21 protein-coding genes and 1 tRNA gene are annotated in these 26,931 nt (G+C 70.4%); 15 read left to right on the top strand and 7 right to left on the bottom strand.

The annotated features are described in order from the left end of the window. Positions 1–48: 48 nt before the first annotated feature. From ACFT9I_RS23680 to ACFT9I_RS23650, 7 genes are all read right to left on the bottom strand, one after another. Positions 49–786 carry an ABC transporter ATP-binding protein gene (locus ACFT9I_RS23680; protein ID WP_382567186.1) on the bottom strand — a complete coding sequence of 246 codons (738 nt, stop codon included), beginning with the start codon at positions 784–786 and terminating at the stop codon, positions 49–51. 10 nt (positions 787–796) lie between these two features. After that, complete coding sequence (locus ACFT9I_RS23675; protein ID WP_382567184.1) at positions 797–1,573, bottom strand: ABC transporter ATP-binding protein; 777 nt, start codon at positions 1,571–1,573, stop codon at positions 797–799. Continuing rightward, positions 1,570–3,690, bottom strand: coding sequence for a branched-chain amino acid ABC transporter permease (locus tag ACFT9I_RS23670; RefSeq protein WP_382567183.1), 2,121 nt, complete (start codon positions 3,688–3,690; stop codon positions 1,570–1,572). The genes ACFT9I_RS23675 and ACFT9I_RS23670 overlap by 4 nt, the downstream gene beginning before the upstream one ends. A 5-nt stretch (positions 3,691–3,695) precedes the next feature. Further along, positions 3,696–4,901 (bottom strand): ABC transporter substrate-binding protein, encoded by a 1,206-nt coding sequence (locus ACFT9I_RS23665; protein WP_382567190.1) that lies wholly within the window; start codon positions 4,899–4,901, stop codon positions 3,696–3,698. Between the two features lie 121 nt (positions 4,902–5,022). Further along, the gene (locus tag ACFT9I_RS23660) at positions 5,023–5,430 is read right to left on the bottom strand and encodes a roadblock/LC7 domain-containing protein (protein WP_382567181.1); all 408 of its coding nucleotides are present in this window, start codon (positions 5,428–5,430) and stop codon (positions 5,023–5,025) included. Beyond that, a complete protein-coding gene (locus tag ACFT9I_RS23655) occupies positions 5,427–7,913 on the bottom strand; it encodes a nitrate- and nitrite sensing domain-containing protein (protein ID WP_382567179.1) in 2,487 nt (828 codons plus the stop codon). Before ACFT9I_RS23655 ends, ACFT9I_RS23660 begins: the two co-directional genes overlap by 4 nt. Positions 7,914–8,657: 744 nt before the next feature. Beyond that, a tRNA-Arg gene (locus ACFT9I_RS23650) sits at positions 8,658–8,729 on the bottom strand. A 124-nt stretch (positions 8,730–8,853) separates the two neighbouring features. On the opposite strand from ACFT9I_RS23650, the gene ACFT9I_RS23645 reads away from it, so the two are divergent. From ACFT9I_RS23645 to ACFT9I_RS23575, 15 genes are all read left to right on the top strand, one after another. Beyond that, positions 8,854–9,348, top strand: coding sequence for a PleD family two-component system response regulator (locus tag ACFT9I_RS23645; protein ID WP_382567177.1), 495 nt, complete (start codon positions 8,854–8,856; stop codon positions 9,346–9,348). An 83-nt stretch (positions 9,349–9,431) separates the two neighbouring features. Continuing rightward, complete coding sequence (nrtL, locus tag ACFT9I_RS23640; RefSeq protein WP_382567175.1) at positions 9,432–10,433, top strand: ArgS-related anticodon-binding protein NrtL; 1,002 nt, start codon at positions 9,432–9,434, stop codon at positions 10,431–10,433. Positions 10,434–10,485: 52 nt separating this feature from the next. After that, positions 10,486–11,877, top strand: coding sequence for a diaminopimelate decarboxylase (gene lysA / locus ACFT9I_RS23635; RefSeq protein ID WP_382567173.1), 1,392 nt, complete (start codon positions 10,486–10,488; stop codon positions 11,875–11,877). A gap of 95 nt (positions 11,878–11,972) precedes the next feature. Further along, positions 11,973–13,283, top strand: a complete 1,311-nt coding sequence (locus ACFT9I_RS23630) for a homoserine dehydrogenase (protein ID WP_023538655.1) — start codon at positions 11,973–11,975, stop codon at positions 13,281–13,283. Positions 13,284–13,290: 7 nt separating this feature from the next. After that, complete coding sequence (gene thrC, locus ACFT9I_RS23625; RefSeq protein ID WP_382567171.1) at positions 13,291–14,385, top strand: threonine synthase; 1,095 nt, start codon at positions 13,291–13,293, stop codon at positions 14,383–14,385. 300 nt (positions 14,386–14,685) lie between these two features. Then, on the top strand, positions 14,686–15,606 hold the full coding sequence (thrB, locus tag ACFT9I_RS23620) for a homoserine kinase (RefSeq protein WP_354604897.1): 921 nt from the start codon (positions 14,686–14,688) through the stop codon (positions 15,604–15,606). Between the two features lie 392 nt (positions 15,607–15,998). Beyond that, positions 15,999–18,086: a transcription termination factor Rho gene (gene rho / locus ACFT9I_RS23615; RefSeq protein ID WP_382567169.1), complete on the top strand. Its 2,088-nt coding sequence runs from the start codon at positions 15,999–16,001 to the stop codon at positions 18,084–18,086. A gap of 207 nt (positions 18,087–18,293) precedes the next feature. Continuing rightward, complete coding sequence (locus ACFT9I_RS23610; RefSeq protein ID WP_382567167.1) at positions 18,294–19,988, top strand: trypsin-like serine protease; 1,695 nt, start codon at positions 18,294–18,296, stop codon at positions 19,986–19,988. Positions 19,989–20,185: 197 nt separating this feature from the next. Continuing rightward, positions 20,186–21,286, top strand: a complete 1,101-nt coding sequence (locus ACFT9I_RS23605) for an LCP family protein (RefSeq protein WP_382567166.1) — start codon at positions 20,186–20,188, stop codon at positions 21,284–21,286. Between the two features lie 167 nt (positions 21,287–21,453). Continuing rightward, entirely contained in the window at positions 21,454–21,681 is a 228-nt protein-coding gene (gene rpmE / locus ACFT9I_RS23600; protein ID WP_023538649.1) for a 50S ribosomal protein L31, read from the top strand. 193 nt (positions 21,682–21,874) lie between these two features. Then, entirely contained in the window at positions 21,875–22,966 is a 1,092-nt protein-coding gene (prfA, locus tag ACFT9I_RS23595) for a peptide chain release factor 1 (protein WP_382567164.1), read from the top strand. A 132-nt stretch (positions 22,967–23,098) separates the two neighbouring features. Further along, positions 23,099–23,938 (top strand): peptide chain release factor N(5)-glutamine methyltransferase, encoded by an 840-nt coding sequence (gene prmC / locus ACFT9I_RS23590; protein ID WP_189105624.1) that lies wholly within the window; start codon positions 23,099–23,101, stop codon positions 23,936–23,938. A 59-nt stretch (positions 23,939–23,997) separates the two neighbouring features. Next, the gene (locus ACFT9I_RS23585) at positions 23,998–24,645 is read left to right on the top strand and encodes an L-threonylcarbamoyladenylate synthase (protein ID WP_354604892.1); all 648 of its coding nucleotides are present in this window, start codon (positions 23,998–24,000) and stop codon (positions 24,643–24,645) included. After that, complete coding sequence (locus tag ACFT9I_RS23580) at positions 24,642–25,283, top strand: low molecular weight phosphatase family protein (protein WP_023538645.1); 642 nt, start codon at positions 24,642–24,644, stop codon at positions 25,281–25,283. The genes ACFT9I_RS23585 and ACFT9I_RS23580 overlap by 4 nt, the downstream gene beginning before the upstream one ends. Positions 25,284–25,493: 210 nt before the next feature. Then, positions 25,494–26,897 carry an MraY family glycosyltransferase gene (locus tag ACFT9I_RS23575; RefSeq protein ID WP_382567162.1) on the top strand — a complete coding sequence of 468 codons (1,404 nt, stop codon included), beginning with the start codon at positions 25,494–25,496 and terminating at the stop codon, positions 26,895–26,897. Positions 26,898–26,931 lie beyond the last annotated feature (34 nt).

Here is a 26,931-nt window from a genome sequence, read left to right as displayed (position 1 = left end):
GGGCGGACCGCACCTGCGGCCCGCCCGGCGCCTGGGCGACAACGTGGCTCAGCGCGCCGCGGACCGTACCGGCGTCAGCTCCAGCGCCTCGTGCAGCGCCGTCGGGTCCGTACGGGCGTCCGCGCCGTCGACCCGGAGCGTCACCCGCCCCGACGTGAGGACCGTGATCGTACGGGCGCACTCGGCCGCCTGCGCGGGGCTCGGCGACACCAGCAGGACGGCGATGCCCTCCTCCGCCAGCGTGCTGACCAACTCGTAGATCTGCTTGGCCAGTCCGGGCGCCAGCCCCTCCGTGGGCTCGTCCAGCAGCAGCACGCTCGGCGAGCCCAGCAGCGCGCGGGCCAGGGCGAGCATCTGCTGCTCGCCGCCGGACAGGTCGGTGCCCCGGTTGTTCCGGCGCTCACCGAGCCGGGGAAGCAGCTCCAGGACCCGCGCCGGGGTCCACTCGCTGGGCCGGGTCGCGTCGCCGCGGCCCGGCGGACGGTGGGAGAGCCGCAGGTGCTCCGCCACCGTGAGACCCGCGAAGACCCGGCGGCCCTGCGGCACGAGGCCGATCCCGGCGCGCGCCACCTTGTGCGCGGGGTGCCCGGTCACGTCCTGGCCGTTCAGCCGTACCGACCCCGCGGAGGGGCGCATGAACCCCGCCACGGTGTGGATGAGCGTGGTCTTGCCCGCCCCGTTGTGGCCCACGATCGCGTGGACGGAGCCGGCGGGCACGGTCAGGTCGAGGTCGTGCAGGACGGTGCCGCCGTGGTAGCCCGCCGTCAGGCCGGTGAGTTCCAGCATCGGTGGTCGGTCACCCTCTCGCTTCTGCTGTGTCGCGAACCGTGGCGCCGGTCGCGTGGTACGCGTCGCGGACCTCCGGATGGGCGAGCGCCTCCGCGGTGGGCCCGGTGATCAGGACCCGGCCGGCCGCCAACACGGTCACCGTTTCGGCGAGTTCGGCGACGACCTCGACATGGTGCTCGACCAGGATGATCGCGACGCTGTCCGGCAGGCCGCCCAGGATCGAGAGCAGCCGGCCGATGTCGCCGTCGGTCAGACCGGCCGCGGGCTCGTCGAGCAGCAGCAGGCGCGGGTCGCCCGCGAGGGCCGCCGCGAGGTCGAGCATGCGGCGCTGACCGTGGGACAGGTCGGCGGCCGGCCTGCGGGCGGAGTCGGCGAGGCCGACGGCCTCCAGATGGCGGGCCGCGGACTCGGCGTGCTGCCGGTAGCGGGACGGTCGCCGCCACGCGCCCCGGCGCAGCGGATGGTGCAGCCAGCCGGCCAGCACGATGTTGTCCAGGACGGACAACTCGCCTATCACGGAAGGCTGTTGGAAGCTGCGGGCGATACCGAGACGGCTGCGCTTGGCGGTGGCCTTGCGGGTGATGTCGGCGCCGCCCAGGGCGATGGTGCCGTGATCGGGGCGGTCGGTGCCGGCGATCAGGTTCAGCAGGGTGGTCTTGCCCGCGCCGTTGGGCCCGATGACGGCGTGCCGTGCCCCGGCCGGGAGCTGGAGGCTGACGTCGTCGACGGCGGTGAGGCTCCCGTACCGGCGGGTGAGGTTCTTGAGATCCAGTACAGCTGTCATGGGGCGACCTTTCCGGCCGGAACGCCGTCGTGGTCGGGCGGGAGTTGACCGGGCGGAAGTTGGCCTGACGGGGGCTGATCGGACTTCGCGGGTCCCCGCCCACCGGAGCCGGACCCACCGGACCCGAGCCCGAGGCGCAGCCCCGCCAGACCGCGCGGCAGCAGATAGACGGCGGCGACGAACAGCCCGCCGAGCAGCAGCGGCCCGTGACCGGGCCACGAACTGGCCACCCAGTCACGGGTGAAGACGATGAGACCGGCACCGACCAGGGCGCCGATGACGGACGTGCTGCCGCCGATGACGGCCGCCAGCAGCGCGAACGCGGCGATCTCGAAGCCGACGTCGGCGGGGGAGAGGTACTGCTGGACGGTGACCATCAGCGAACCGCCGACCCCGGCCAGCGCACCGGCGCCGATGTGCGCCATGAACAGGTAGCGCCCCACCGGGTGGCCGGACGCGCGCATCCGCGCCTCGGCGTTACGGCTGCCGGTCAGCAGCTTTCCGGCGGGTGAGCGCAGCACGACCAGCGTCACGACGACGGCGACGACCGCGACGGCGAGCGCGTAGTTGTAGACCTGGCTCTCGTCGATCATCCCCTCCCCGCCCCACAGCGCCTGCGTGGGCGGGAAGCCGACGAGACCGTCGGCGCCGCCGGTGACGGACTTGAGCTGATTGATGGCGGCGCTGGCCAGCTCGCCGATGGCGAGCGTGATCATCAGGACCGTGGTCCCACGGGCCCGGATCACCGCGGGCCCCGTCACCACGGAGAACAGCGCGGCGGCGACGGCCGCGACGACGATCTGGACCGGGCCCACCGTCCAGCCCGCGTCGGCGAGATTCGCGGTGGCGTACGCGCCGACGGCGAACGGCGCGGTCTGGCCCAGGGTCGGCAGTCCGGCGTAGCCGGTCAGGATGGTGACGCTGACCGCGAGCAGCCCGAGTGCCAGCGCGGAGCCGGCCAGCGAGATGCTGTACGCGTCGAGCATCGTCGGCAGGGCGATGAGTACGACGAGCAGGACGAGCAGCGGCGCGGCGCGGCGGCCCCGCGAGGCGAGCGTGCTGTCGTCCGGGCCGCCCCGGAGCAGCCGCAGCAACGGCCCGCCGCCCCCGGCCGCCCGTACAGGCTCCTGCTTGTCCGCCGCGGCGGGACTGCCGGGCGCGGTACCCGCACCCCGCCTCTTGAACGACGCGGAGAGCCGTCGTCGCAGCCACTCCACGGGATCCGACCCGCCGTCCCCGCCCCCGTGCCCGGCCGTCGCCGGCTCGGTGAACTGGGAGCGCAGGATCAGTACGGCGGCCATGGCCGCGAACAGCAGGTACGGCGCCCAGTCCGGCGCCAGCGAGACACCGAGCGTCTGCACCTCACCGACGGCGATCGCCGCGAAGAACGTCATCCACAGCGAGCGCAGCCCGCCGAGCACGACCACCACGAGGGACAGCATCAGCACGGTGTCGGCGGTGCCGGCGCCCGGCCCGATGATGGGCGCGCCGAGCACCCCGGCGGCCCCGGCCAGCGCCCCCGCGGCGGCCAGGACACCGGTGTGCACGGCGCGGGGGCTGTGCCCGGTGGTGGCCAGCATCTGCGGGTCGTCGGCGGAGGCGCGTACCGCCGCCCCCACGCGGGTGCGGGTGAGCACCCACGTACCGAACGCCGCCAGGAGCACGGCCATCAGGATGAAGCAGAGCCGGTACGCGGGGTACCGGTGGCCCAGCAGCGTCACCGAGGAGTCGAGCACCTCGGGGACGCGTACCGGTAGTTCGTCGGCCCCGAAGAACTCGATGAGCAGATTGCCACCGATCAGGGCCAGTCCGAACGTCAGCAGTGCTTGTGCGAGATGCCCACGACGGGCCAGGGGGATCGTCGCCGCGGACAGACCGGCGCCGGCGGCGGCAGCCGCGGCGGTGCCGGCCGCGAGTCCGACGGCGAGACCGCCCCAGGTCCCGTCGCTCAACTCGGCACCGGTATAGGCGCCGATCGCGTACAGCGTGCCGTGTGACAGGTTCAGCACGCCCGCGGTGCCGAAGGCGAGACTCAGGCCGGCGGCGACCACGAACAGCAGCAGCCCGTAGGCCACGCCGTCCACCGCCGGCACGAGGTGGGCATCAAGGAGATTCATCTCAGTCAGCTGCCGAGGGTCGCCAGGTCCTGGACCATGACGTTGGCCAGCTGGTCACCGTCCTGGCGCACCTGGCGCAGGTACCACTGCTGCACCGGCGAGTGCGCCTTGTCGCCGAACTCCCAGGCGCCGCGCGGGCTGTCGATCTGACCGAGACCGCCGATGGCGGTGTTGATGGTCTCCGGCGTGACCTCGCCCTTCTCGGCGGCGTCACCGATCGCCTGGTCCAGCACGGCGGCCGCGTCGTACGAGGCCATCGCGTAGGTCGTCGGCTGGGTGTCGTGCTTGGCGGTCCAGTCGGCGGCGAACTTACGGTTGGCCTCGTTGTCGAGGTCGGCCGCGTAGTTCAGGACCGAGTAGACGTCCTTCGCCGCGTCGCCCTGCGCCTGGAGCACGCTGCCCTCGGTCACGAAGGCCGTGTACAGCGGGATGTCGGCGACGTCGGACTGCGCGTACTGCTTGGCGAAGTCGATGGCGGCCTTGCCGGCGTAGAAGCAGTACACGGCCTTGGCGTCCGTCTTGGCGATGTCGGCGAAGTACGGCATGAAGTTCGTGGTCTTCGGGAACGGCGTCCACTTGGTCTTGCCGTCCGGGTTGGCGAGCTTGCCGCCGACCTTCTTGAACTCGTCGGTGAAACCGCGCAGTTCGTCGTAGCCACCCTGGTAGTCGGGGCCGATCGCGTAGACCGGACCGTCCACCTTCTCCTTGATGTACGGGGCGATGGCCTTGCCCGGCTCGTCGGAGAGGAAGCTCGTCGTCCAGACGTACTTCATGTCCTTGACGGGCGGCCGGGCGTTCGACCCGAGCAGCGGGATCTTGGCCTGGTTGATCAGCGGCAGCACCGCGTTGACCGAACCGCCACCGACGAGGCCGGTCAGCGCGTCGACCTTGTCCTTCTTGATGAGCTTGGTGGCAGCGGGGACCGCGGTCGGCGGACCGTCGCCCTCGTCCGCCACGACCAGCTCGACCTTTCGGCCGCCCAGCTTGTTGTCGTGGGTCGCCAGATACAGCTCGAAGCCCTTCCGCAGCTCCGTGCCGACCGGCTCGTACGTGCCTGACAGCGAGGCCACCAGACCGACCTTCACGGTGTCGTCGCCGGCGCCGCTGTCGCTGCTGCACCCGGTGACGGCTGCCAGGCCAAGTGCGACGGCGGCTGCGCCGACCGGCCGGACTCTGCGGCGGCCTCGCGGGAGGGATATGTCGAAGAACATGAGGGCTCTCATCGGGAGGAAGTGGAAAAACGGACGGAACGAGCGGGAACAGCACGAGCGGGAACAGTACGAACGGCGAATGAACCGAACGGTGGGGCGTGGTACGACCCGAACGTCAACGTCAGCGCAGGGGCTGCGCGTTCGCGTCGCGGACCTGGGGAGTCAAGGAGTCGCCGACCTGGTTGATCAGCTCGGACATCATGTAGCTGACCTCGCCGATGTCCGCGTCCCTGGTGGTCGTCACCAGCAGGGAGGCGCCGCTGGAGACGGCCATCGAGAACATGTAGCCGCCCTCCATGGCGGTCAGGCTGTGCTCGACAGGGTCGGTGTTCGTCAACTGGGCCGCGGCGGAAAGAAGGTTGACGACACCCGATGCGATGGCGGCCAGCCGGTCGGCGTCGTCACGCTCCACCCCGGTGTAGGCCAGGGCGAGTCCGTCCACGGACACGGCTATGGCCTGGGTGACCTCCGGGATACGCCCGGCGAAACCGCTGAGGATCCAGCTGAGGTCGTTGGGTGAGGTCGTCATTTTTTGCTCCGTTGGGTGTCGTCGTCGGTGGCGGAGCGCCCGCGGTGGCTCGTGCTCCTGTTGATCCCCTGGGCGTAGGCCGCCAGGACGTCAGAGACCTGCCGGGAGTCCCGGCGGCGGGGCGACGGCTTGGGTGCGGCACCGGATCGCTGTTCGGCGCCGTCACGCTTGCCCAAGGTGGGCCACTGCTTGGGCGTGTTGCGCTGCCGCAGTGGCAGTCCCGAGGAGCTGACTCCCGCGATGCGGGAGACCGGCTCCGCGTGCACGGGGTGCTGGGAGGGCGCGTTGGCGCTCGCGCGGTCGTCGCCCCGGGGGCTTTGCGCGGCCGTGGCCGCGTCGGACCCGTTGGATCCCTGGGGCCCTCGGGCGCCGCCGCCGGTGGCGGCCCCGGCGGCGGGGCCGGCCCCGCCCGGGTTGTAGTCGCCCGAGTCGGCGGCGTCGCCGTTCCTGCCGATGCCGTTCCGGCCGGCCGGGGCGCCCGCCCCGGCGTTCTGCCGGCGGCCGGTCTGGCCGGGCGCGGTGATCGGGCGCGGCGCCTCGTACTGCACGCCGGGACGCTCCCCGAGCGAGCCCTGCGGGCGCGGCGTGGCTTCCTGCGGAGCCGCCGCCAGTACGTTCGCCGGCAGGGTGACCTCGGCGATCGTGCCCGGACCCGAGGAGTCCCGCAGTTCGACCACGATGCCGTGCCGGGCGGCGAGCCGCGCCACCACGTGCAGACCCATGGAACGCACGTCGCCGATACCGGACTTCGGCTCCAGCAGACCCTTGTTCAGATTGGCGCGCCGCTCGGCGGTGATGCCCACGCCCTCGTCGACTATCTGTACGACAGCGCGGTCCCACAGCCGCCAGACCGCGACCCCGACCTGCTTGTCGGGGGGCGAGAAGCGCGTGGCGTTGTCGAGGAGTTCGGCCAGGATGTGCGCCACGTCGTGGACCACACGCGCGGCTATGCCGATGCCGGACTCGATGACACCGAGGGACACCCGGTCGAAGCGCTCGATCTGCTGCGCGGCGGCCACGATCACCGTCGAGCAGGAGATGTCCGCGGACCGCACCCGGCCGTGTCCGTAACCGCCCAGCACCAGCAGGTTGTTGGTGTTGCGCTCCATGCGGATCGCGAGGTGGTCGAGCGCGAACAGGGTCTTCATACGCTCGGGGTCGGCCTCGTCGCGCTGCACCGTGTCCAGCTCGGACACCATGACGGTGGTCAACTGGGCGCCCCTGCGGGCGACACCGACCAGCGTCTCGGCGAACTGCTCGTGGATGTGGGCCTGTTGCGCGGCGAGTCGGACGGCTTCGTGGTGGACGGCGTTGAACGCCTCACCGACCTCGCCGATCTCGTCCAGGCCGGTGGTCTTCACCGGGTTGCCCGACCGCTCGGCGACCTGCTCGGGGGTGGCACCGCTGAGCGCGCCGGGCTGGGACAGCTCCGTCATCACCCGCGGCAGACCCGTGTGCGCCACCTCGTGCGCGGCGTTGCGCAGATCCCGCAGCCTGCGGATCATCACGCGGCCGAGCCGGATGGCGACGACGACCGCGCCGATGAGCGTGAGCAGCACCAGCGCCACCTCGGCGCCGGCCACCCACGCGAGCGTGGTGCGCGTCTCGGTGACGGTCTTGAGTACGGAGTCGTCGATACGGCTCTCGACCGAGCGCAGCAGGTCCAGCCGGTCGGCCGACGCCTTCTGCCATTCCTTCGCGTCGACGGTGAGTTTCTCGTCCGGCGCGGTGCGGCTGATCTCGTCCTCGAGCTGGCGTGCCGTGAGGGCTTTCGGCCCCGAGAGGGTGCGCTCCAGCCAGGTCCGCCACTGCTGCGGCCCCAGGTCGAACAGCGAGCCGGTCGCTTCGGTGTAGCCGAGCCTGGTGGCGTCGAAGGTCCGCTTGGACGCCTCGGTGAAGCCACCCGTGGCCTGGGCCTTCATGACCGCGACCTGCTGCTGGCCCATGTGCTCGCCGGCCCGCGAGAGCGCGGCGGCGGCCCGGATCCGGTCGGCGACGTCGGCGTCGACACCGTCGGCCTGCGCGATGCCGTCGCGGTAGTCGATCAGGTCGGCGATCACGATCCGGTAGCCGAACGTCAGCGCCGTGACGGTGCTTCCTCCGGAGCGCACCTGGGCGCGCAGGGAGGGCATCTCGTCGACGAAGCGGTCGATCCGGTCCAGCGCGCGCTGCGCGTTGCCCGGCACGGACGACAAGTCGCCGATCTGTGAACGGAATTGGGCGACACTCTTGTCCGTGGCGCTGGACGTTTCGCGGAACGCTTCGGGATCTCCCTGGGTGGAGACGAGCGCGGTCGCGGCCGCCCGCTCACGCTGCAGGTGGTGGGTCAACTCGCTGACGGACGAGGCGACATCGACCATGGCCGTGAGCCGGTTGGCCTGGAGCGCCTGGTTGGTCGCGGGGGCGAGGGCCAGTACCGCGAAGGTGACGGCCACTACGAGAGGCACCGTGACCAGCAGGACGAGGCGACGATTGATTTTCACTGCGCGGCTCCATCGCCGGAACCGGTGCTGAGTATCGGTGACACGCAGATACCTATTAACGGGTTGGGGGGTGTCGGTGGGGATCGCGAGTAGATCGTGTGCAGGGTTACGGGAGGGACTGGCGAGGCCCCCGTGGCGCGGCTTGATCCTATGCTGTAGCACCTCGTTACGGATGCGTACATCCTCGAAAAATGCAGGTGTCCAATCAGCCACGAACGATCCAACTCGGCCAAACATGACGGCAGAAGCCCCCGTCGAAGCCGTAAGCGGAATCACCGAATCGTTTCAACCTCACCATATCTGACCTGCCCATCAGGGCCTCGGGAGCCTCTCGTTGCCCAAACACCGGAACGCCCCGGGCGACGCTTCGGCGTGGCGACTTGACGGAGCCACAAGTTCCGGAATGTCGTTGCCGAAGGGTTAGCTCGCAGAGCCGAACAGACCAGCCACGGACGGCATTTCGGTCATAGGCGCATGGTGTGGCGACGATGCGCGCGACGTGGGTGACGGTGGCGACAGGTGCGATGCGGGTGGGCGATGTGTGGGACATGTGGGGAGAGTCGTCGGGGGAGCCGGCTGTTCAGCACGTCGTCGGTTCGCTACGTCGTCGGTTCACTACGTCGACGGTTCACTACGTCTACGTCGTCGGTTCACTGCGTCGGTGGTTCACCGCGCGAGGCTCCCGGGGCATGAAAAAGACCTCCTGGATCAGTGTCGCCACTGACCAGAAGGTCTGTCCGGAAGTGCCCCCGGCAGGATTCGAACCTGCGCACCCGGCTCCGGAGGCCGATGCTCTATCCCCTGAGCTACGGGGGCGTATCGCCGTGGATCTTGGCGACGGGTAAAACCCTACCAGCCCCGAAGGGGTCGTCGTGAACAGGTTTTGGGCGAGCGCCGCGCGGCCGGCCGGCGGCCGTGGGTTCCTCACGCGGGGTGAGAAGTGGGGAAAACCCGGACGCGGCCCGGGAGGCCGCCCTACTCTCAAGTTGTGTCGGGCGCGTCAGGCCGGGTGCTCGTTGTCGACGACAACAGGGTCATCCGGCAGTTGATCAGGGTCAACCTTGAGCTGGAGGGCTTCGAGGTCGTGACCGCGGCCGATGGTGCCGAGTGTCTGGACGTCGTCCACCAGGTCAGGCCCGATGTGATCACCCTCGACGTCGTCATGCCGCGCCTCGACGGCATCCGCACCGCCGCCCGTCTGCGGGCCGATCCGACCACCTCGCACCTGCCCGTCGCGATCATCAGCGCCTGCACGCGGTACGAGGTGGAGACCGGAATGGTCGCCGGGGTGGACGCCTTCCTCGCCAAGCCCTTCGAGCCGTCCGAACTCGTCAGGGTCGTACGCCGGCTGATGCGCCGGGAGGGTCCGCCGTCCTTGGACGGCAGGCATGGAGTCGGGCGTGCGGGAAGCACGCCCGGAAGCGCACGAGGCTGATCACGCCCCGCGGGACCCGGGGAGCCGCCCGTATCGCGAAACCGGTTCGCGAAGACGCCCCCCTCCTCCCATACGCTGGTCCCGTGACCCCCGCCGACCTCTCCCGAACCGTGCTGCGCGCCGTGCGCCGCGCGGTCGACGAGGGCGTACTGGCCGGGCCCGTACCGGACAGCGTCCAGGTCGGGCGCCCCGGCCCCGGCGGCAGCGGCGACTACGCGACCTCCGTGGCGCTACGGCTGGCGGGCCCCGCCCGGCGCAGCCCGCGCGATGTCGCGGAGATCCTCCGTACGGAGATCCTGCGCTCCGCCCCGGACCTGACCCGCGTCGACGTCACCGGACCGGGCTTCCTGAACTTCACGCTCGACCCCGCCGGCCGCGCCGATCTCGTCCGCGCCGTCCTCGACGCCGGGATCCGTTACGGGCACGGGGACGCCCTCGCCGGCACCACCGTGGTCCTCGCCCCCGCCGACGAGCCGCGCGCCGCCGTCCGGACCGGGGCCGTCCTGCGGCTGCTGCGCGCGCAGGGCGCCGACGCCCGCACCGGCGAGGACGCCACGGAGCGGCTGTCCGTACGTCCGGTGCCCGCCCACCTCGCCGGGGACCTCTTCGCCCGCCTCGGGCCCGACGCCGCCCGCTGGGGCCTGCTGCGGCCCGCCGCCCACGACCGGCCCGCGACGGGCGACGACCTCCTCGTACAGCACGAGAGCAACCCCCTGTTCACGGTGCGCTACGCCCACGCCCGTACCCGCGCCCTCGTCCGGAACGCCGCAGACCTCGGCATCCCGACGACCGGCGGCGCCCACACGTACGAACCCGAGGCGCGCACCCTGCTGAGAAGCATCGGCGACCATCCCGGCGTACTCGCCGCCGCCGCCCACCGTCGCGCCCCCGACCGGGTCGCCCGCCATCTCGAACGCACCGCGGACGCGTTCCTGCACTTCCAGGAGACCTGCCGCCCGCTGCCCGCCGGCGACGAGAAACCCTCGGCCGCCCACCGTTCCCGGCTCGCCCTCGCCGAAGCCGCCGGGACGGTGCTGGCCGGTGGCCTCACCCTCCTCGGTATCGACGCGCCCGAACACCTCTGATGCCGTCCGCCGAGTCGGACGCATCCGACGTAACCAAGAGAGCCATAAGACGATGAGCCGTTCCGCCCACCCCGCCGGGCCCCGCTACGCCGACGTGCACACCGAGGGCCACTACTCCCCGCCGCCCGCCGACCTCAACGCGCTGGACGACAAGATCTGGTCGCGCACGGTCCGCCGGGACGAGGACGGTGTCGCCACCGTCGCCGGACTGCCGGTCACCCGCCTCGCCGAGGAGTTCGGCACCCCCGCGTACTTCCTCGACGAGGCCGACTTCCGGGCCCGCTGCCGCGCCTGGACCGACGCCTTCGGCAAGGACGCCGACGTCTTCTACGCGGGCAAGGCGTTCCTGTCCCGCGCCGTCGTCCACTGGCTCAAGGAGGAGGGGCTCAACCTCGACGTCTGCTCCGGCGGCGAACTGGCCACCGCGCTCGACGCCGGCATGCCCCCCGAGCGCATCGCGCTGCACGGCAACAACAAGTCGGTGCAGGAGATCGAGCGCGCCGTCTCCGCGGGCGTCGGACGCATCGTCCTCGACTCGTTCCAGGAGATCGTCCGCGTCGCGCACATCGCGCAGCGCCTCGGCCGGGTCCAGCCCGTACAGATCCGGGTCACCGTCGGCGTCGAGGCGCACACCCACGAGTTCATCGCCACCGCCCACGAGGACCAGAAGTTCGGCATCGCGCTGGCCGACGGACAGGCCGCGGAGGCCGTCCGCCGGGCGCTGAAGCTCGACGGCATCGAACTCATCGGCATCCACTCGCACATCGGCTCGCAGATCTTCGACATGGCGGGCTTCGAGGTCTCCGCGCGCCGCGTCGTCGAACTGCTGGCCGCGATCCGCGACGAGCACGGCGTCGAACTCCCGGAGATCGACCTCGGCGGCGGCCTCGGCATCGCGTACACCCCCGAGGACGACCCGAGCGAGCCGCACGAGATCGCCAAGTCCCTGACCGCGATCGTCACCCGCGAGTGCGAGTCCGCGGGCCTGCGCACCCCCCGCATCTCCGTCGAGCCCGGCCGCGCGATCGTCGGCCCGACCGCCTTCACGCTCTACGAGGTCGGCACCATCAAGCCCCTGGAGGGGCTGCGGACGTACGTGAGCGTCGACGGCGGCATGTCGGACAACATCCGTACGGCGCTGTACGACGCCGAATACAGCGTCGCCCTCGTCTCCCGCCGCTCCGACGCCGAGCCGATGCTGTCGCGCGTCGTCGGCAAGCACTGCGAGAGCGGTGACATCGTCGTACGCGACGCGTTCCTGCCCGCCGACCTGGCGCCGGGGGACCTGATCGCGGTCCCCGCCACCGGCGCGTACTGCCGCTCGATGGCGAGCAACTACAACCACGCGCTGCGCCCGCCCGTCGTCGCCGTCAAGGACGGCGGGGCGCGGGTGATCGTCCGGCGTGAGACGGAGGAAGATCTCCTGCGTCTGGACGTCGGTTAGCTGAGATAGACGTCTCGCATCCCGGACGGAGGGTAGAAACTTCCGTCCGGTGCGTGAGACTGGTCCACATTGCTGAGAGAGGGAATCGAGGTCGCATGATGCGTACGCGTCCGCTGAAGGTGGCGCTGCTGGGCTGTGGGGTTGTCGGCTCAGAGGTGGCGCGCATCATGACGACGCACGCCGACGATCTGGCCGCGCGGATCGGCGCACCCCTGGAACTCGCCGGGGTCGCCGTCCGCCGTCCCTCCAAGGTGCGCGAGGGCATCGACCCCGCCCTGATCACCACGGACGCGACGGCGCTGGTCAAACGCGGCGACATCGACGTCGTCGTCGAGGTCATCGGCGGCATCGAGCCCGCCCGCACACTGATCACCACCGCCTTCGAGCACGGCGCGTCCGTCGTCTCGGCCAACAAGGCACTGCTCGCCGAGGACGGCGCGACACTCTTCGCGGCCGCCGAGAAGCACGGCAAGGACCTCTACTACGAGGCCGCCGTCGCCGGCGCCATCCCGCTGCTGCGGCCGCTGCGGGAGTCCCTCGCGGGCGACAAGGTCAACCGGGTGCTCGGCATCGTCAACGGCACCACGAACTTCATCCTCGACCGGATGGACTCCTCCGGCGCCGGCTACTCGGAGGCGCTGGACGAGGCGACGGCGCTCGGATACGCGGAGGCCGACCCGACCGCCGACGTCGAGGGCTTCGACGCCGCCGCCAAGGCCGCGATCCTCGCCGGGATCGCCTTCCACACCCGCGTACGCCTCGACGACGTCCACCGCGAGGGACTGACCGAGGTCACCTCCGCCGACATCGCCTCCGCGCGGCGCATGGGCTGCACCGTCAAACTCCTCGCCATCTGCGAGCGCGCCGCCGACGGGAAGTCGGTCACCGCCCGCGTCCACCCGGCGATGATTCCGCTCAGCCACCCGCTCGCCTCCGTGCGCGAGGCGTACAACGCGGTCTTCGTGGAGGCCGAGGCGGCGGGCCAGCTGATGTTCTACGGCCCCGGTGCGGGCGGCGCGCCCACCGCGTCCGCCGTACTGGGCGACCTGGTCGCGGTGTGCCGCAACCGGCTCGGCGAGTCGACGGGGCCCGGTGAGTCCGCGTACACACGGCTGCCGGTCAGCTCGATGGCCGAGGTCGTCACGCGCTACCACATCAGCCTCGACGTGGCCGACAAACCGGGTGTACTGGCCCAGGTCGCCACGGTCTTCGCCGAGCACGACGTGTCGATCGACACCGTGCGCCAGCAGGGCCGGCTGGACAGTGAAGGACTCGGCGGCGAGGCATCACTCGTCGTCGTCACCCACCGCGCGCCCGACGCGGCCCTCTCGGGCACCGTCGAAGCGCTGCGCAAGCTCGACACCGTGCGCGGTGTCGCCAGCATCATGCGTGTTGAAGGGGAGTAGGGGACCCATGACCACCGAACGCACCAGCGGCACCGCCGCGGGCGGCACCCACCAGTGGCGCGGCATCATCGAGGAGTACCGGGACCGGCTGCCGGTCACGGACACGACCGCGGTCGTCACGCTCCGCGAGGGCGGTACGCCGCTCGTCCCCGCCCAGGTCCTCTCCGAACTCACGGGCTGCGAGGTGCACCTCAAGGTCGAGGGCGCCAACCCGACGGGGTCGTTCAAGGACCGCGGCATGACGATGGCCATCACGCACGCCAAGGAGGCGGGCGCACAGGCCGTCATCTGCGCCTCCACCGGCAACACCTCGGCGTCGGCCGCCGCGTACGCGGTACGGGCCGGCATGGTCTGCGCCGTCCTGGTGCCGCAGGGCAAGATCGCGCTGGGCAAGATGGGCCAGGCGCTGGTGCACGGCGCGAAGATCCTCCAGGTCGACGGAAACTTCGACGACTGTCTGACACTGGCGCGCGGACTGTCCGACAACTACCCGGTGGCGCTGGTCAATTCGGTGAATCCGTCCCGTATCGAGGGCCAGAAGACGGCGGCCTTCGAGATCGTGGACGCGCTCGGCGACGCCCCCGACATCCATGTACTGCCCGTCGGCAACGCCGGCAACATCACGGCGTACTGGAAGGGCTACACGGAGTACACCGCCGACGGCCCCGCGACCCACCGGCCGCGTATGTGGGGCTTCCAGGCGTCCGGTTCGGCGCCGATCGTGCGCGGCGAGGTCGTCAAGGACCCGCACACCGTGGCCACCGCGATCCGTATCGGCAACCCGGCGTCCTGGCAGCAGGCGCTCGCCGCCAGGGACGAGTCCGGCGGCTTCATCGACGAGGTGACGGACCGACAGATCCTGCGCGCCTACCGGCTGTTGGCCGCGCAGGAGGGTGTTTTCGTCGAGCCGGCGTCGGCCGCGTCCGTCGCCGGTCTGCTCAAGGCCGCCGAGGAGGGCAAGGTCGATCCCGGCCAGCGGATCGTCTGCACCGTGACCGGGAACGGGCTCAAGGACCCGGACTGGGCGGTCGCGGGAGCGCCCCAGCCGGTGACCGTGCCGGTGGACGCGGTGACGGCGGCGGAGCGGCTCGGCCTCGCGTGACCGGCGGCCCGGCCCGGTAAGTACCCGCTTGCCCCGGCGAGCACCCGCACAAAGCACACCAAGACGCTTCATAGGCGCACAGGAAGTCACGCGACACGCATCGTGCGCCTCCTGTGCGCCCTATGTCGCGACAGAACCTTCCTTCGATAGGCTGTGCCCCACCCGCCCCGCCGCATATGCCGCGGTGTTGTTGCCCTCGTGGCCGTCGGGTGTTTCCGTACCTCGCCGAAATCCCGCAGTCTCGCAGCCTCGTCTCCGTTCAGCCTTCCTCGCAGTCATACAAGGAGAGTCGTCTAAGCGATGGCCGGTCCAGCTTTCCGCGCCGCCGCCGTACGGGTGCGCGTCCCCGCCACCAGCGCCAACCTCGGGCCGGGATTCGACGCCCTCGGCCTGTCGTTGGGGCTCTACGACGACGTGGTGGTGCGCGTCGCCGACTCCGGTCTGCACGTCGACATCGCCGGCGAGGGCGCCGAGACGCTGCCCCGCGACGAGAACCACCTCCTCGTACGGTCCCTGCGCACCGCGTTCGACCTGCTCGGCGGCCAGCCGCGCGGCCTTGAGGTCGTCTGCGCCAACCGAATCCCGCACGGCCGCGGCCTGGGCTCCTCGTCCGCCGCCATCTGCGCCGGGATCGTCGCGGCGCGCGCCGTGACGATAGGCGGCGACGCCAGACTCGACGACACTGCGCTGCTGGAGCTGGCCACCGAGATCGAGGGCCACCCGGACAATGTGGCGGCCTGTCTGCTCGGCGGATTCACGCTCGCCTGGACCGACGGGGGAGCGGCGCGCGCCATCCGTATGGAGGTCGCCGATTCCGTGGTCCCCGTGGTGTTCGTGCCCGACCGGCCCGTCCTGACCGAGACCGCGCGAGGGCTGCTGCCCCGTGCCGTCCCCCATGTGGACGCGAGCTTCAACGCGGGCCGGGCGGCACTGCTCGTCGAGGCTCTGACCAGGCGTCCCGAGCTGCTGCTCGCCGCCACCGAGGACCGGCTCCACCAGGAGTACCGCGCTCCGGCGATGCCGCAGAGCGTGGAGCTGGTGAACCGACTGCGGGCCGACGGCGTCCCCGCGGTCATCTCCGGCGCGGGCCCCACGGTCCTGGCGCTGACCGAGGACAGTGCGGCCGACAAGGTCGCACGGCTGGCCGGCGAGGGCTGGGCGGCGAACAGGCTCGGCCTCGACGGCACGGGCGCGAGCGTTCTGCCGCTGGGTTCTCAGTGACGGTGGATTGCCGGTGAGTGAGAGGGGGAATGTTTGTTGGAGCCGGTAGTGTTAACCTCAAGTCTGCACCCGACGTCTTTGTGGCTCGGTGCATCGCGTCCCCATTCGGGACCACCATTCTTCCGGGAGCCTCCCCAACTGCCTGAGCAGCCTGCCTGAGCAGTTTTGAGCACGCCTCGGAACCGGCACGACACCCCTCGCTATGTCCAGGAGTGGGCCGAGCAGGGGGACCTCGGGCCGGACCCATTGCACGTACGCAAGTCTTCCGCCGTACCCGGCGGGACCATCGCCCCGACTGCGGCCGGTGATCGACACGATCACAACCCGCATTCGGACAGCACAACCGGTCGCCGAGCCAGAAGGCCGACGTCCGCTCCAGGGAAGGACCCTTCGTGAGCGACACCACCGATCTGATGGGCGTGAGCGCCGACAACAGCGTCGACACCACCGCGCCCGCCGAAGGTGCTGCCACTGGCACCACCTCACGGCGCCGCCGCTCCGGCACCGGCCTCGACGGCATGGTCCTGGCCGAGCTGCAGCAGGTCGCGTCCGGCCTCGGCATCAGGGGCACCGCGCGGATGCGCAAGAGCCAGTTGATCGAGGTGATCAAGGAGGCGCAGGGCGGCGGTTCGGCCGCGCCGAAGAGCGCCGAGGCCTCCGGCGGCGACGTCGAGGTGAAGCCCAAGCGGCGTGCCACCTCCAAGGCCCGTACGGGCGACACGGCCGCCGCCGACGCCCCCGCCGACAAGGCGACGGACAAGTCCGTCGACCCGGCCCCGGCCAAGGCGGAGAAGGCCGACAAGGCCGACTCCTCGATCGACATCCCGGGCCAGCCGGCCAGTGACGACCAGCCCGCGGGCGAGCGTCGTCGGCGCAGGGCCACCGCGCAGGCGGGCAGCCCGGACACCAAGACGGAGAGCCGCGAGTCGGGAACCGACACCGCGGTGGACGACCGGCCCGACGCCAAGGCCGAGGCCGCCGTCTCCGCGTCCGACCGGGGCGACGCCGACGGACGCCGCGGCGACCGCCAGGAGCGCGGCCAGCGGGGCGAGCGCGGGGAGCGCGGCGACCGGCAGAGCCGCCAGCGTGACCGCCGCGGCAAGGGCGACGACCAGCAGGGCGGTGGCGGCCAGCAGACCGGCGGCCAGCGCCAGCAGCGCCAGGGCCAGGGACAGAGCCAGGGCCAGGGCGGTCAGAACCAGGGCAACGGGCCGCAGGACGACTTCGACGACGAGGCGGGCGGCCGGCGCGGCCGTCGCGGCCGGTACCGCGACCGCCGTGGCCGTCGTGGCCGCGAGGAGTTCGGTGGCGGCGGCGAGCCGCAGGTCGCCGACGACGACGTGCTGATCCCCGTCGCGGGCATCCTCGACATCCTCGACAACTACGCGTTCATCCGGACCTCCGGCTATCTGCCGGGCCCGAACGACGTGTACGTGTCGCTCGCCCAGGTCCGCAAGAACGGACTGCGCAAGGGTGACCACGTCACCGGCGCGGTGCGCCAGCCCAAGGACGGCGAGCGCCGCGAGAAGTTCAACGCGCTCGTGCGCCTGGACTCGGCGAACGGCATGGCGGCCGAATCGGGCCGCGGGCGGCCGGAGTTCCAGAAGCTGACCCCGCTCTACCCGCAGGACCGGCTCCGCCTGGAGACCGACCCGGGTGTGCTGACGACGCGGATCATCGACCTCGTCGCACCGATCGGCAAGGGCCAGCGTGGTCTGATCGTGGCCCCGCCGAAGACCGGCAAGACCATGATCCTCCAGGCGATCGCCAACGCCATCACGGTCAACAGCCCCGAGTGCCACCTGATGGTCGTCCTCGTCGACGAGCGTCCGGAAGAGGTCACCGACATGCAGCGGTCGGTGAAGGGCGAGGTCATCTCCTCGACCTTCGACCGCCCCGCCGAGGACCACACCACCGTCGCCGAGCTGGCCATCGAGCGCGCCAAGCGCCTCGTGGAGCTGGGTCACGACGTGGTCGTCCTGCTGGACTCCATCACCCGCCTGGGCCGCGCGTACAACCTCGCCGCCCCGGCCTCCGGACGCATCCTGTCCGGTGGTGTCGACTCGACCGCGCTCTACCCGCCGAAGCGCTTCTTCGGTGCGGCGCGCAACATCGAGGACGGCGGTTCGCTGACCATCCTGGCCACCGCGCTCGTCGAGACCGGCTCGCGCATGGACGAGGTGATCTTCGAGGAGTTCAAGGGCACCGGCAACATGGAGCTCAAGCTCGACCGCAAGCTCTCGGACAAGCGCATCTTCCCGGCGGTCGACGTGGACGCGTCCTCCACCCGTAAGGAAGAGATCCTGCTCGGCAGCGACGAGCTGGCCGTCGTCTGGAAGCTGCGCCGGGTGCTGCACGCGCTCGACCAGCAGCAGGCGATCGAACTGCTGCTGGACAAAATGAAGAAGACGAAGTCGAACGCGGAGTTCCTGCTCCAGATTCAGAAGACGACTCCGTCGCCCGGAAACGGCAACGACTGACGCGTCATACCGACGCCCGGTTCCGGGATTCACGTCCCGATTGCTCAAGTTCCGCATGGATCCGCCCCGTTACTCCGGTGACGGGGCGGATTTCTGCATGTAATATTCGATCAGCCGTTCCATCCCCCCACACGGCGCCAAACCAATTCCCTTGATTAGTGGGAGATTTGCGTGCGTGTGTCGCTTCAAGGCAGACCCGTCTCAAAAATGCGAAGACTGATTGCCGTAGGTACGGCGGCAGTTGCCGTCCTCGCCGGTGGGCTGGTGGGTACCGCCCAGGCCGACGACGACGGCGGAGTTGCGAAATTCCTGCCGCCGAAGGGCGCCGAGGTCGTCAGTTCCAAGGAAGTCTCGCCGCGAATCATCGGCGGAACGAACACTTCCATCAGCAGCGCCCCCTGGATGGTGCAGCTGTTCTTCGAGTGGGACAACGACGGATACTTCTACTTCACCTGCGGCGGAACGCTCGTCGCGCCCAACAAGGTTCTTACGGCGGCGCACTGCGTCACCGACGAGAACGGCAAAGCGCTCGACATGGTCGGCCGCGGCATGGTTCTGGCCAACACGGCCAAGCTTGCCGGCGGTCCGGACAACGCGGAAGGCACCGCGGTCAGCATCAGCCGCTCGTACTACGCGGGTTCGTACAACGCGGACGCGATCGACAACGACGTCGCGCTGCTGACGCTCGCCAAGCCCCTCACGGGTACCCCGGCGCAGCCCGCCCCGTACCGCGAGACCACGCGCTACGCGCCGGGCACCACCGCCACCACCTACGGCTGGGGCCTGACCGGCTCGTCCCCGACCGACCAGCTGGCCGACACCCTCCAGCGGGTGTCCCAGCCGCTGCGCTCGGACGCCGAGTGCTCGGAGAACCTCGACACCGCGCTCGACCAGCCGGGCGTGTACAAGCCCGGCCACATGATCTGCGCGGGCACCGGCGGCACGGGCGACAACTCCACCGGCAAGGCGACCTGCCCCGGTGACTCCGGCAGCCCGATGATGGTGAACGGCCGGATCGTCGGCGTCACCTCCTGGGGTGTCGCCACCCAGTCCGAGCTGTGCAACTTCGGTGGCACGTACGACGTGTACACCAAGGTCTCGACGTACATGCCGGCCCTCCAGCCGCGCATCGACGACACCAACTTCAGCCGTGACACCAAGGCCGACCTGTTCGCCCGCACCAGCTCGGGCAGCGCCGGCTACACCTTCACCTCCACCGGTACCGGCTTCGCCTCCCGCAAGGTGTTCAGCGGCTCGTACAGCGCGTACAACCTCATCGTCCAGACCGACCTGAACAGGGACGGTTACGAGGACCTCGTCGCCCGTGAGACCTCGACCGGCAACGTGTACTGGCTGCACCGCTCCGCGAGCAGCGCCACGTACGTGAAGACCAAGGTCTTCAGCGACTGGAAGACCTTCCGCGCGATCGTCACCCCGGGCGACGTCACCGGCGACGGCAGGCCCGACCTGCTCGCGGTCGCCTCCACCGGACAGCTCCGGCTCTACCCGGGCCAGGGCAACGGCAAGTTCGACGCCTCCACCGCGGTCGGCACCGGCTACCAGCTCTACAACCAGGTCCGCGGCCACGGTGACTTCACCAACGACGGCAAGGCCGACCTGCTGGTCCGCCGGGGCAGCACCGGCGACCTCCTGCTCGCCAAGGGCACCGGCAACGCCGCCGCCCCGTTCGAGACGCCCGTCGTGGTCCGCACCAACTGGTCCGCGTACACCACCATCGCCACCCCGGGTGACGTCACCGGCGACGCGAAGCCCGACGTCGTCGTCCGCAACGCGGCCGGCACCCTGTATCTCCTCAAGGGCACCGGCAAGGCCACCTCCGAGATCTTCGCCACAGGCGTGAAGATCGGATCCGGCTGGACCGGCTACCACACCATCGCGTGAAACCGCAGGTGAGGACCGGCTGACCGGTCACTCGCCGGCGCATTTCTGTGGCCCCCGCCCCCGGCGGGGGCCACAGCTTGTTGTGCAACCCTGCCAGCTGCCTCGCACGTCTGAACCACAGACGACAAACCGTGCCTGAACGCCGTGGCAGGGGGTAGCCGCAAGCGCTACGGGAGCCGACGAGAGCTGAGGAGCACATGACCGATCAGAGCAGGGGCGGCCGAATACGCGCGACCGGATCGCGCCGCAAGAAGCCCGGCGCGCGCCGTCGCGCCACGACCGTGGTCGCCTGGTCGGCCGCCGCCCTGGTCCTGGTCGGCGGATCCGGTCTCGGCTACGCGTACTTCAAACTCAACGGCAACATCAAGGGCGTCGACATCAACGCCAGCCTCGGCACCGACCGCCCCGTGAACGTCGACAACGGCTCGATGGACATCCTCGTCCTCGGCTCCGACTCACGCTCCGGCGCCAACTCCTCGTACGGCGCCGACCAGGGCGGAGCCCGCTCGGACACCGCGATGATCGTGCACGTCAACGAGGGCCACAAGACGGCCAGCGTCGTCTCCGTACCGAGGGACACGATCGTCGAGCGCCCCGACTGCGAGAGTGACGAGGGCACCGCCGAGGGCGCGCGGCGGGCGATGTTCAACACGGCGTACGAGGTCGGCGGACCGGCCTGCGCGGTGAAGACCGTCGAGAAGATGTCCGGCATCCGCATGGACCACTACATCGAGGTCGACTTCACCGGGTTCAAGCAGCTCATCGACGACCTCGGCGGTGTGAAGATCACCACCAAGGAGGCCATCGACGACTCCAAGAGCCATCTGAACCTCGAACCCGGCACCCACACCCTCGACGGTGAGCAGGCGCTCGGCCTCGTCCGGACCCGCAAGAGCGTCGGCGACGGCAGCGACCTGGGCCGGATCCAGCTCCAGCAGGCGTTCATCAAGGCGCTGATCACCCAGGTCAAGGAGATCGGGCTGCTCAGCAGCCCCAAGAAGCTGTACGACATCGGCGACACCGCGACCCGCGCGATCACCCCCGACTCCGAACTGGACTCGGTCAGGGAACTCGCGAGCTTCGCCGGCGGTCTGAAGAGTCTCGGCGCCTCGGACGTCAACATGATCACGCTGCCCGTCGAGTACGACCCGGCCGACCCGAACCGCGTCGTACCGCTGGAGAAGGCGTCCGAGCAGGTGTGGACCGCGCTGCGCACGGACAAGCCGATCCCCGCTTCGGCGACGGAGCAGTCCGCCGGCGACAAGGGCGACGCGGCCGACGTGGTCACGGGCGGATGACGGCGCGAGCGCACCGCGTAGCGGCGGAATAGATCCGGGGTCACCCCGGTTTTGGAGATACGGCCGGTCCTGGCAGACTGGTCCGTCGGCCCCGGTTCACGTACGAGCATCCGCGCGTGCGACCCGGCGCCTTCCTCGCCTGGCGAGGATGTTCCCTAGGAGACACCTTGAAGCGCGACATCCACCCCACGTACGTCGAGACCCAGGTCAGCTGTACCTGCGGTGCGTCGTTCACCACTCGCAGCACGATCGAATCGGGCTCCGTCCGTGCCGAAATCTGCTCCGAGTGCCACCCGTTCTACACGGGCAAGCAGAAGATCCTCGACACCGGTGGCCGTGTGGCCCGCTTCGAGGCCCGCTTCGGCAAGGCTGCCGCCGGCTCCGCCAACAAGTAGCGAGCCACTGCGCCGGTTCTCGGTGCCCCTGCCCTGGGGCGTCGAGACCGGCGCTTTGCCGTCCCGCAGCACGTTCGCGGCGGTCACGGCAGACACGGCGGTCGGCGGTCACGGCAGACATGCCCGTCACGCCCTTCAGACCATTCACAGCGTCTTCGCGCAGCACCTACGTACGCAACCCAGGAGCCCCCGAATGTTCGAGGCGGTCGAGGAACTGGTCGGCGAGCACGCCGACCTGGAGAAGAAGCTCGCCGACCCGTCGGTCCACTCGGACCAGGCGCATGCCCGCAAGCTCAACAAGCGGTACGCCGAACTGACCCCGATCATCGGGACGTTCCACGCCTGGAAGCAGACCGGGGACGACATCGAGACGGCCCGGGAGTTCGCGGCGGACCCCACGGACGCGTCGGCCGGCGAGTTCGCCGCCGAGGTCAAGGTGCTGGAGAAGCAGCGCGACGAGCTGACCGAGAAGCTCCGCCTGCTGCTCGTACCGCGTGACCCCAGCGACGACAAGGACGTCATCCTGGAGATCAAGGCGGGCGCGGGCGGCGACGAGTCGGCGCTGTTCGCCGGCGACCTCCTGCGGATGTATCTGCGGTACGCCGAGCGCGTGGGCTGGAAGACCGAGATCATCGACGCCACCGAGTCCGAGCTGGGCGGTTACAAGGACGTCCAGGTCGCCGTGAAGACCAAGGGCGGCAACGGGGCCACCGAGCCGGGACAGGGCGTCTGGGCACGGCTCAAGTACGAGGGCGGGGTGCACCGCGTGCAGCGGGTGCCCTCGACCGAGTCGCAGGGCCGGATCCACACCTCGGCGGCCGGTGTCCTCGTGACGCCGGAGGCCGAGGAGGTCGACGTGGAGATCGTCGCCAACGACCTGCGTATCGACGTCTACCGCTCGTCGGGCCCCGGCGGCCAGTCCGTCAACACGACCGACTCCGCCGTCCGGATCACGCATCTGCCCACCGGCGTCGTCGCTTCCTGCCAGAACGAGAAGAGCCAGCTCCAGAACAAGGAGCAGGCCATGCGTATCCTGCGCTCGCGGCTGCTCGCCGCGGCACAGGAGGAGGCGGAGAAGAACGCGGCGGACGTCCGGCGCAGCCAGGTGCGTACCGTCGACCGGTCCGAGAAGATCCGTACGTACAACTTCCCGGAAAACCGGATCTCGGACCACCGCGTCGGCTTCAAGGCGTACAACTTGGACCAAGTGCTCGACGGTGAGCTGGCGGCAGTGATCCAGGCCTGCGTCGACGCCGACTCGGCGGCGAAGCTCGCGGCCGCCTGAGCCCACGTCCGCCACTCCCGTACCGAACACGTCCCCCTCCCCGTCTACGTCTCAGGAGGAACCAGCGTGCAGCCACCTTCTGGGGGGCCCAGCGACCCCCAGCGGCTCCGCCGCGGGCCCGCCCCCCGCAGTCTGCTGCTTGCCGAGGTGGCCCAGGCCACCCAGCGGCTGGCCGACGCGGGCGTGCCGTCGCCGCGGTTCGACGCGGAGGAACTCGCCGCGTTCGTGCACGGCGTCAAGCGCGGAGAGCTGCACAGCGTCGTGGACGAGGAGTTCGACGCCCGTTACTGGGAGACCGTCGCGCGCCGCGAGGCCCGCGAACCGCTCCAGCACATCACCGGGCGGGTCTTCTTCCGGTATCTGGAACTCCAGGTCGGGCCAGGGGTGTTCGTGCCCCGGCCGGAGACCGAGTCCGTCGTCGGCTGGGCCATAGACGCGGTCCGCGCGATGGATGTCGTCGAGCCGCTGATCGTCGATCTCTGCTCGGGATCCGGCGCGATCGCGCTCGCCATGGCACAGGAGGTGCCGCGCTCGCGTGTGCACGCCGTGGAGCTGTCCGAGGACGCCCTCACCTGGACGCGGAGGAACGCCGAGGGGTCCAGGGTCACCGTGCACCGCGGAGACGCTCTGACGGCCCTTCCCGACTTCGACGGCCAGGTCGACCTGGTGATCTCCAACCCGCCGTACATCCCGCTCACCGAGTGGGAGTACGTGGCGCCCGAGGCCCGTGACCACGACCCGGAGATGGCGCTCTTCTCCGGCGAGGACGGCCTCGACACGATCCGCGGGATCGAACGCACCGCGCACCGGCTGCTGCGGCCCGGCGGCCTCGTGGTCGTGGAGCACGCGGACACCCAGGGCGGGCAGGTCCCGTGGATCTTCAGCGAGGAGGCCGGCTGGGCGGACGCGGCCGACCACCCGGACCTGAACAAACGCCCCCGCTTCGCGACGGCCCGCAAGGCCATGCCGTGACGGCCGCGAGAATCCCTGCGAACCGGGCACACCAAAAGATCAAGAAAGAGGGCAGTTAGATGGCACGGCGATACGACTGCAACGACGCGACCGACCGTACAACCGGTCTGCGTGAAGCCGCGTCCGCCGTCCGTCGCGGCGAGCTCGTCGTCCTGCCCACCGACACCGTCTACGGGCTCGGCGCCGACGCGTTCAGCTCCGAGGCCGTCGCCGACCTCCTCGACGCCAAGGGCCGGGGCCGCAACATGCCCACGCCCGTGCTCATCGGCTCCCCGAACACCCTGCACGGCCTGGTCACGGACTTCTCGGAGCAGGCCTGGGAACTGGTCGACGCCTTCTGGCCCGGCGCGCTCACGCTCGTCGCCAAGCACCAGCCCTCGCTCCAGTGGGACCTCGGTGACACCCGGGGCACCGTCGCGATCCGGATGCCGCTGCACCCCGTCGCGATCGAGCTGCTGACCGAGGTCGGCCCGATGGCCGTCTCCAGCGCCAACCTGACCGGACACCCCGCGCCGGAGGACTGTGACGCCGCGCAGGAGATGCTGGCGGACGCCGTGTCGGTGTATCTCGACGGGGGCCGGACGCCCGGCATCGTGCCGTCGTCGATCGTGGACGTGACCGGCAAGGTCCCGCTGCTGCTGCGCGCGGGCGCCGTCGACGCCGACGAGCTGCGCAAGGTCGTACCCGACCTCGAGGTGGCCAATTGACCGCCCCTGAGGGGCGTGGCATAGCGGGACTCCCCGACACCTTCCGCATCCTCCACGTCAGTACCGGCAACGTGTGCCGCTCGCCCATCACCGAGCGGCTGAACCGGCATGCCCTGAGCGACCGCCTCGGCGAGCGGCTCACGGGCGGGCTGATCGTGGAGAGCGCGGGCACCTGGGGACACGAGGGGGCCTCGATGGAGGCCAACGCGGAGGCCGTCCTGGCGGATTTCGGCGCGGACCCGTCCGGCTTCGTCGGGCGGGAGCTGCTGGACGAGCACGTCATCCGCGCGGACCTGGTCCTCACGGCGACGCGTGACCACCGGGCGCAGGTCATCTCGATGGGGCACTCGGCGGGGCTGCGGACCTTCACGCTGAAGGAGTTCACGCGTCTCGTACGGGCCATAGACCCGGCGACGCTGCCCGACCCCCTCGACGAGGGCGTGGTCGAGCGCGCGCGTGCGCTGGTGCGTGCCGCCGCCGCGCTGCGCGGGTGGCTGCTGGCCCCCAACGCGGAGGCGGACGAGGTCTACGACCCGTACGGCGCGCCCATCACCTTCTTCCGCTCCATCGGCGACGAGATCCACCAGGCGCTGGACCCGGTGGTGACGGCGCTCACGGGCGTACCGACCCGGCACTGACAGCGGCCCGGCACCCGTCCGCTCGCACACCGTTGAACTGCGGCGACGTACGGTGAGAAACGCGGTGGGGCATAAGGTGGGGCGAGTTTGTGCAACCATCGCGCCGCCGTGTAAGTCCTTACCTCATGTGGCTACGCGCATTCCATCAGCCGTCCTTCTCCGAGTTAGTGTGTGTGGCTCAGACGGTCGGCGATTCCTGTGGGGCAGCCTGTGCGTGATTACCTGCTGACGCTCTGCGTGACGGCCGCGGTGACATATCTGTTGACCGGTCCGGTGCGGAAGTTCGCCATCGCGATCGGCGCGATGCCCGCGATCCGCGCCCGCGACGTCCACCGCGAACCGACACCGCGTCTCGGCGGTATCGCGATGTTCTTCGGCCTGTGCGCCGGACTGCTGGTCGCGAGCAACCTGCAGAATCTCAGCGGGGTCTTCGAGCAGTCGAACGAGCCGCGCGCGCTGCTCTCCGGAGCCGCGCTGATCTGGCTGATCGGCGTCCTGGACGACAAGTTCGAGATCGACGCCCTGATCAAGCTCGGCGGCCAGATGATCGCCGCCGGTGTGATGGTGATGCAGGGTCTGACGATCCTGTGGATCCCGGTTCCCGGTGTCGGCACCGTCGCGCTGACGTCGTGGCAGGGCACGCTCCTCACCGTCGCCCTCGTCGTGATCACCATCAACGCGGTCAACTTCGTCGACGGACTCGACGGCCTGGCCTCCGGCATGGTCTGCATCGCCGCGGCGGCGTTCTTCCTCTACGCGTACCGCATTTGGTACGGCTACGGCATCGAGGCCGCCGCCCCCGCCACCCTGTTCGCCGCGATCCTGATGGGCATGGGAATCGGCTTCCTGCCGCACAACATGCATCCGGCCCGGATCTTCATGGGCGACTCGGGCTCGATGCTGATCGGTCTGGTCCTCGCGACGGGCGCCATCTCCGTTACGGGGCAGGTCGATCCGGACGCCCTGAAGATCTACGCGGACGGCTCGACCCGTGAGGCGACGCACGCCGCGCTGCCGGTCTTCATCCCGCTGCTGCTGCCGTTGACAATCATCGCGATTCCGGTCGCCGACCTCGTCCTCGCGATCGTGCGCCGCACCTGGAACGGCCAGTCGCCGTTCGCCGCCGACCGCGGCCATCTCCACCACCGGCTGCTGGAGATCGGGCACTCGCACAGCAGGGCCGTACTGATCATGTACTTCTGGTCGGCGCTGATCGCCTTCGGTGTGGTGCTGTACTCGGTCCACTCCTCGTCCACCATGTCCACGATGTGGATCGTGTTCGCCGTCGTCGTGCTGAGCGCCCTGGGCCTGCTGCTCCTGCTGCTGCCCCGCTTCACACCGCGCGCCCCGCGCTGGGCGGAGGCCGTCGTGCCGCCCCGCTACCGGCGCCGCCGGCGGCGCGGCCAGGGGGAGTTGGCGGACGCGGCCCACGAGGCGCCGGAGTCGCGGGAGAGCCCGGAGGGCGCCGGATCACAGGTGCCTCACGATTCCCCGGCGACCGACGACGTACCTGCCGACGGACCGGCTCCGGTCCCGGCGGGCGTCAACGGGGCGACCGCGATCGGACCGCGATCTCACTTTCCCGATCGACGCAAGGCGGATTCGGCGTACTGAGAATTGCCTCAACGCGCCGCATTACCAGACAAGA

It is taken from the genome of Streptomyces sp. NPDC057137 (genome assembly GCF_042670825.1).
Lineage (GTDB): Bacteria > Actinomycetota > Actinomycetes > Streptomycetales > Streptomycetaceae > Streptomyces.
The sequence above is the reverse complement of the archived record's forward strand: the minus strand, read 5'-3'. Positions and strand labels throughout refer to the sequence as shown.

What these genes read in the sequence shown, in the direction of transcription:
- ACFT9I_RS23680 (WP_382567186.1), bottom strand. Translation starts at nt 786, where the DNA reads ATGCTGGAACTCACCGGCCTGACGGCGGGCTACCACGGCGGCACCGTC.
- ACFT9I_RS23675 (WP_382567184.1), bottom strand. Translation starts at nt 1,573, where the DNA reads ATGACAGCTGTACTGGATCTCAAGAACCTCACCCGCCGGTACGGGAGC.
- ACFT9I_RS23670 (WP_382567183.1), bottom strand. Translation starts at nt 3,690, where the DNA reads ATGAATCTCCTTGATGCCCACCTCGTGCCGGCGGTGGACGGCGTGGCC.
- ACFT9I_RS23665 (WP_382567190.1), bottom strand. Translation starts at nt 4,901, where the DNA reads ATGTTCTTCGACATATCCCTCCCGCGAGGCCGCCGCAGAGTCCGGCCG.
- ACFT9I_RS23660 (WP_382567181.1), bottom strand. Translation starts at nt 5,430, where the DNA reads ATGACGACCTCACCCAACGACCTCAGCTGGATCCTCAGCGGTTTCGCC.
- lysA (WP_382567173.1), top strand. Translation starts at nt 10,486, where the DNA reads ATGAGCCGTTCCGCCCACCCCGCCGGGCCCCGCTACGCCGACGTGCAC.
- ACFT9I_RS23630 (WP_023538655.1), top strand. Translation starts at nt 11,973, where the DNA reads ATGATGCGTACGCGTCCGCTGAAGGTGGCGCTGCTGGGCTGTGGGGTT.
- thrC (WP_382567171.1), top strand. Translation starts at nt 13,291, where the DNA reads ATGACCACCGAACGCACCAGCGGCACCGCCGCGGGCGGCACCCACCAG.
- thrB (WP_354604897.1), top strand. Translation starts at nt 14,686, where the DNA reads ATGGCCGGTCCAGCTTTCCGCGCCGCCGCCGTACGGGTGCGCGTCCCC.
- ACFT9I_RS23610 (WP_382567167.1), top strand. Translation starts at nt 18,294, where the DNA reads ATGCGAAGACTGATTGCCGTAGGTACGGCGGCAGTTGCCGTCCTCGCC.
- ACFT9I_RS23605 (WP_382567166.1), top strand. Translation starts at nt 20,186, where the DNA reads ATGACCGATCAGAGCAGGGGCGGCCGAATACGCGCGACCGGATCGCGC.
- prfA (WP_382567164.1), top strand. Translation starts at nt 21,875, where the DNA reads ATGTTCGAGGCGGTCGAGGAACTGGTCGGCGAGCACGCCGACCTGGAG.
- ACFT9I_RS23585 (WP_354604892.1), top strand. Translation starts at nt 23,998, where the DNA reads ATGGCACGGCGATACGACTGCAACGACGCGACCGACCGTACAACCGGT.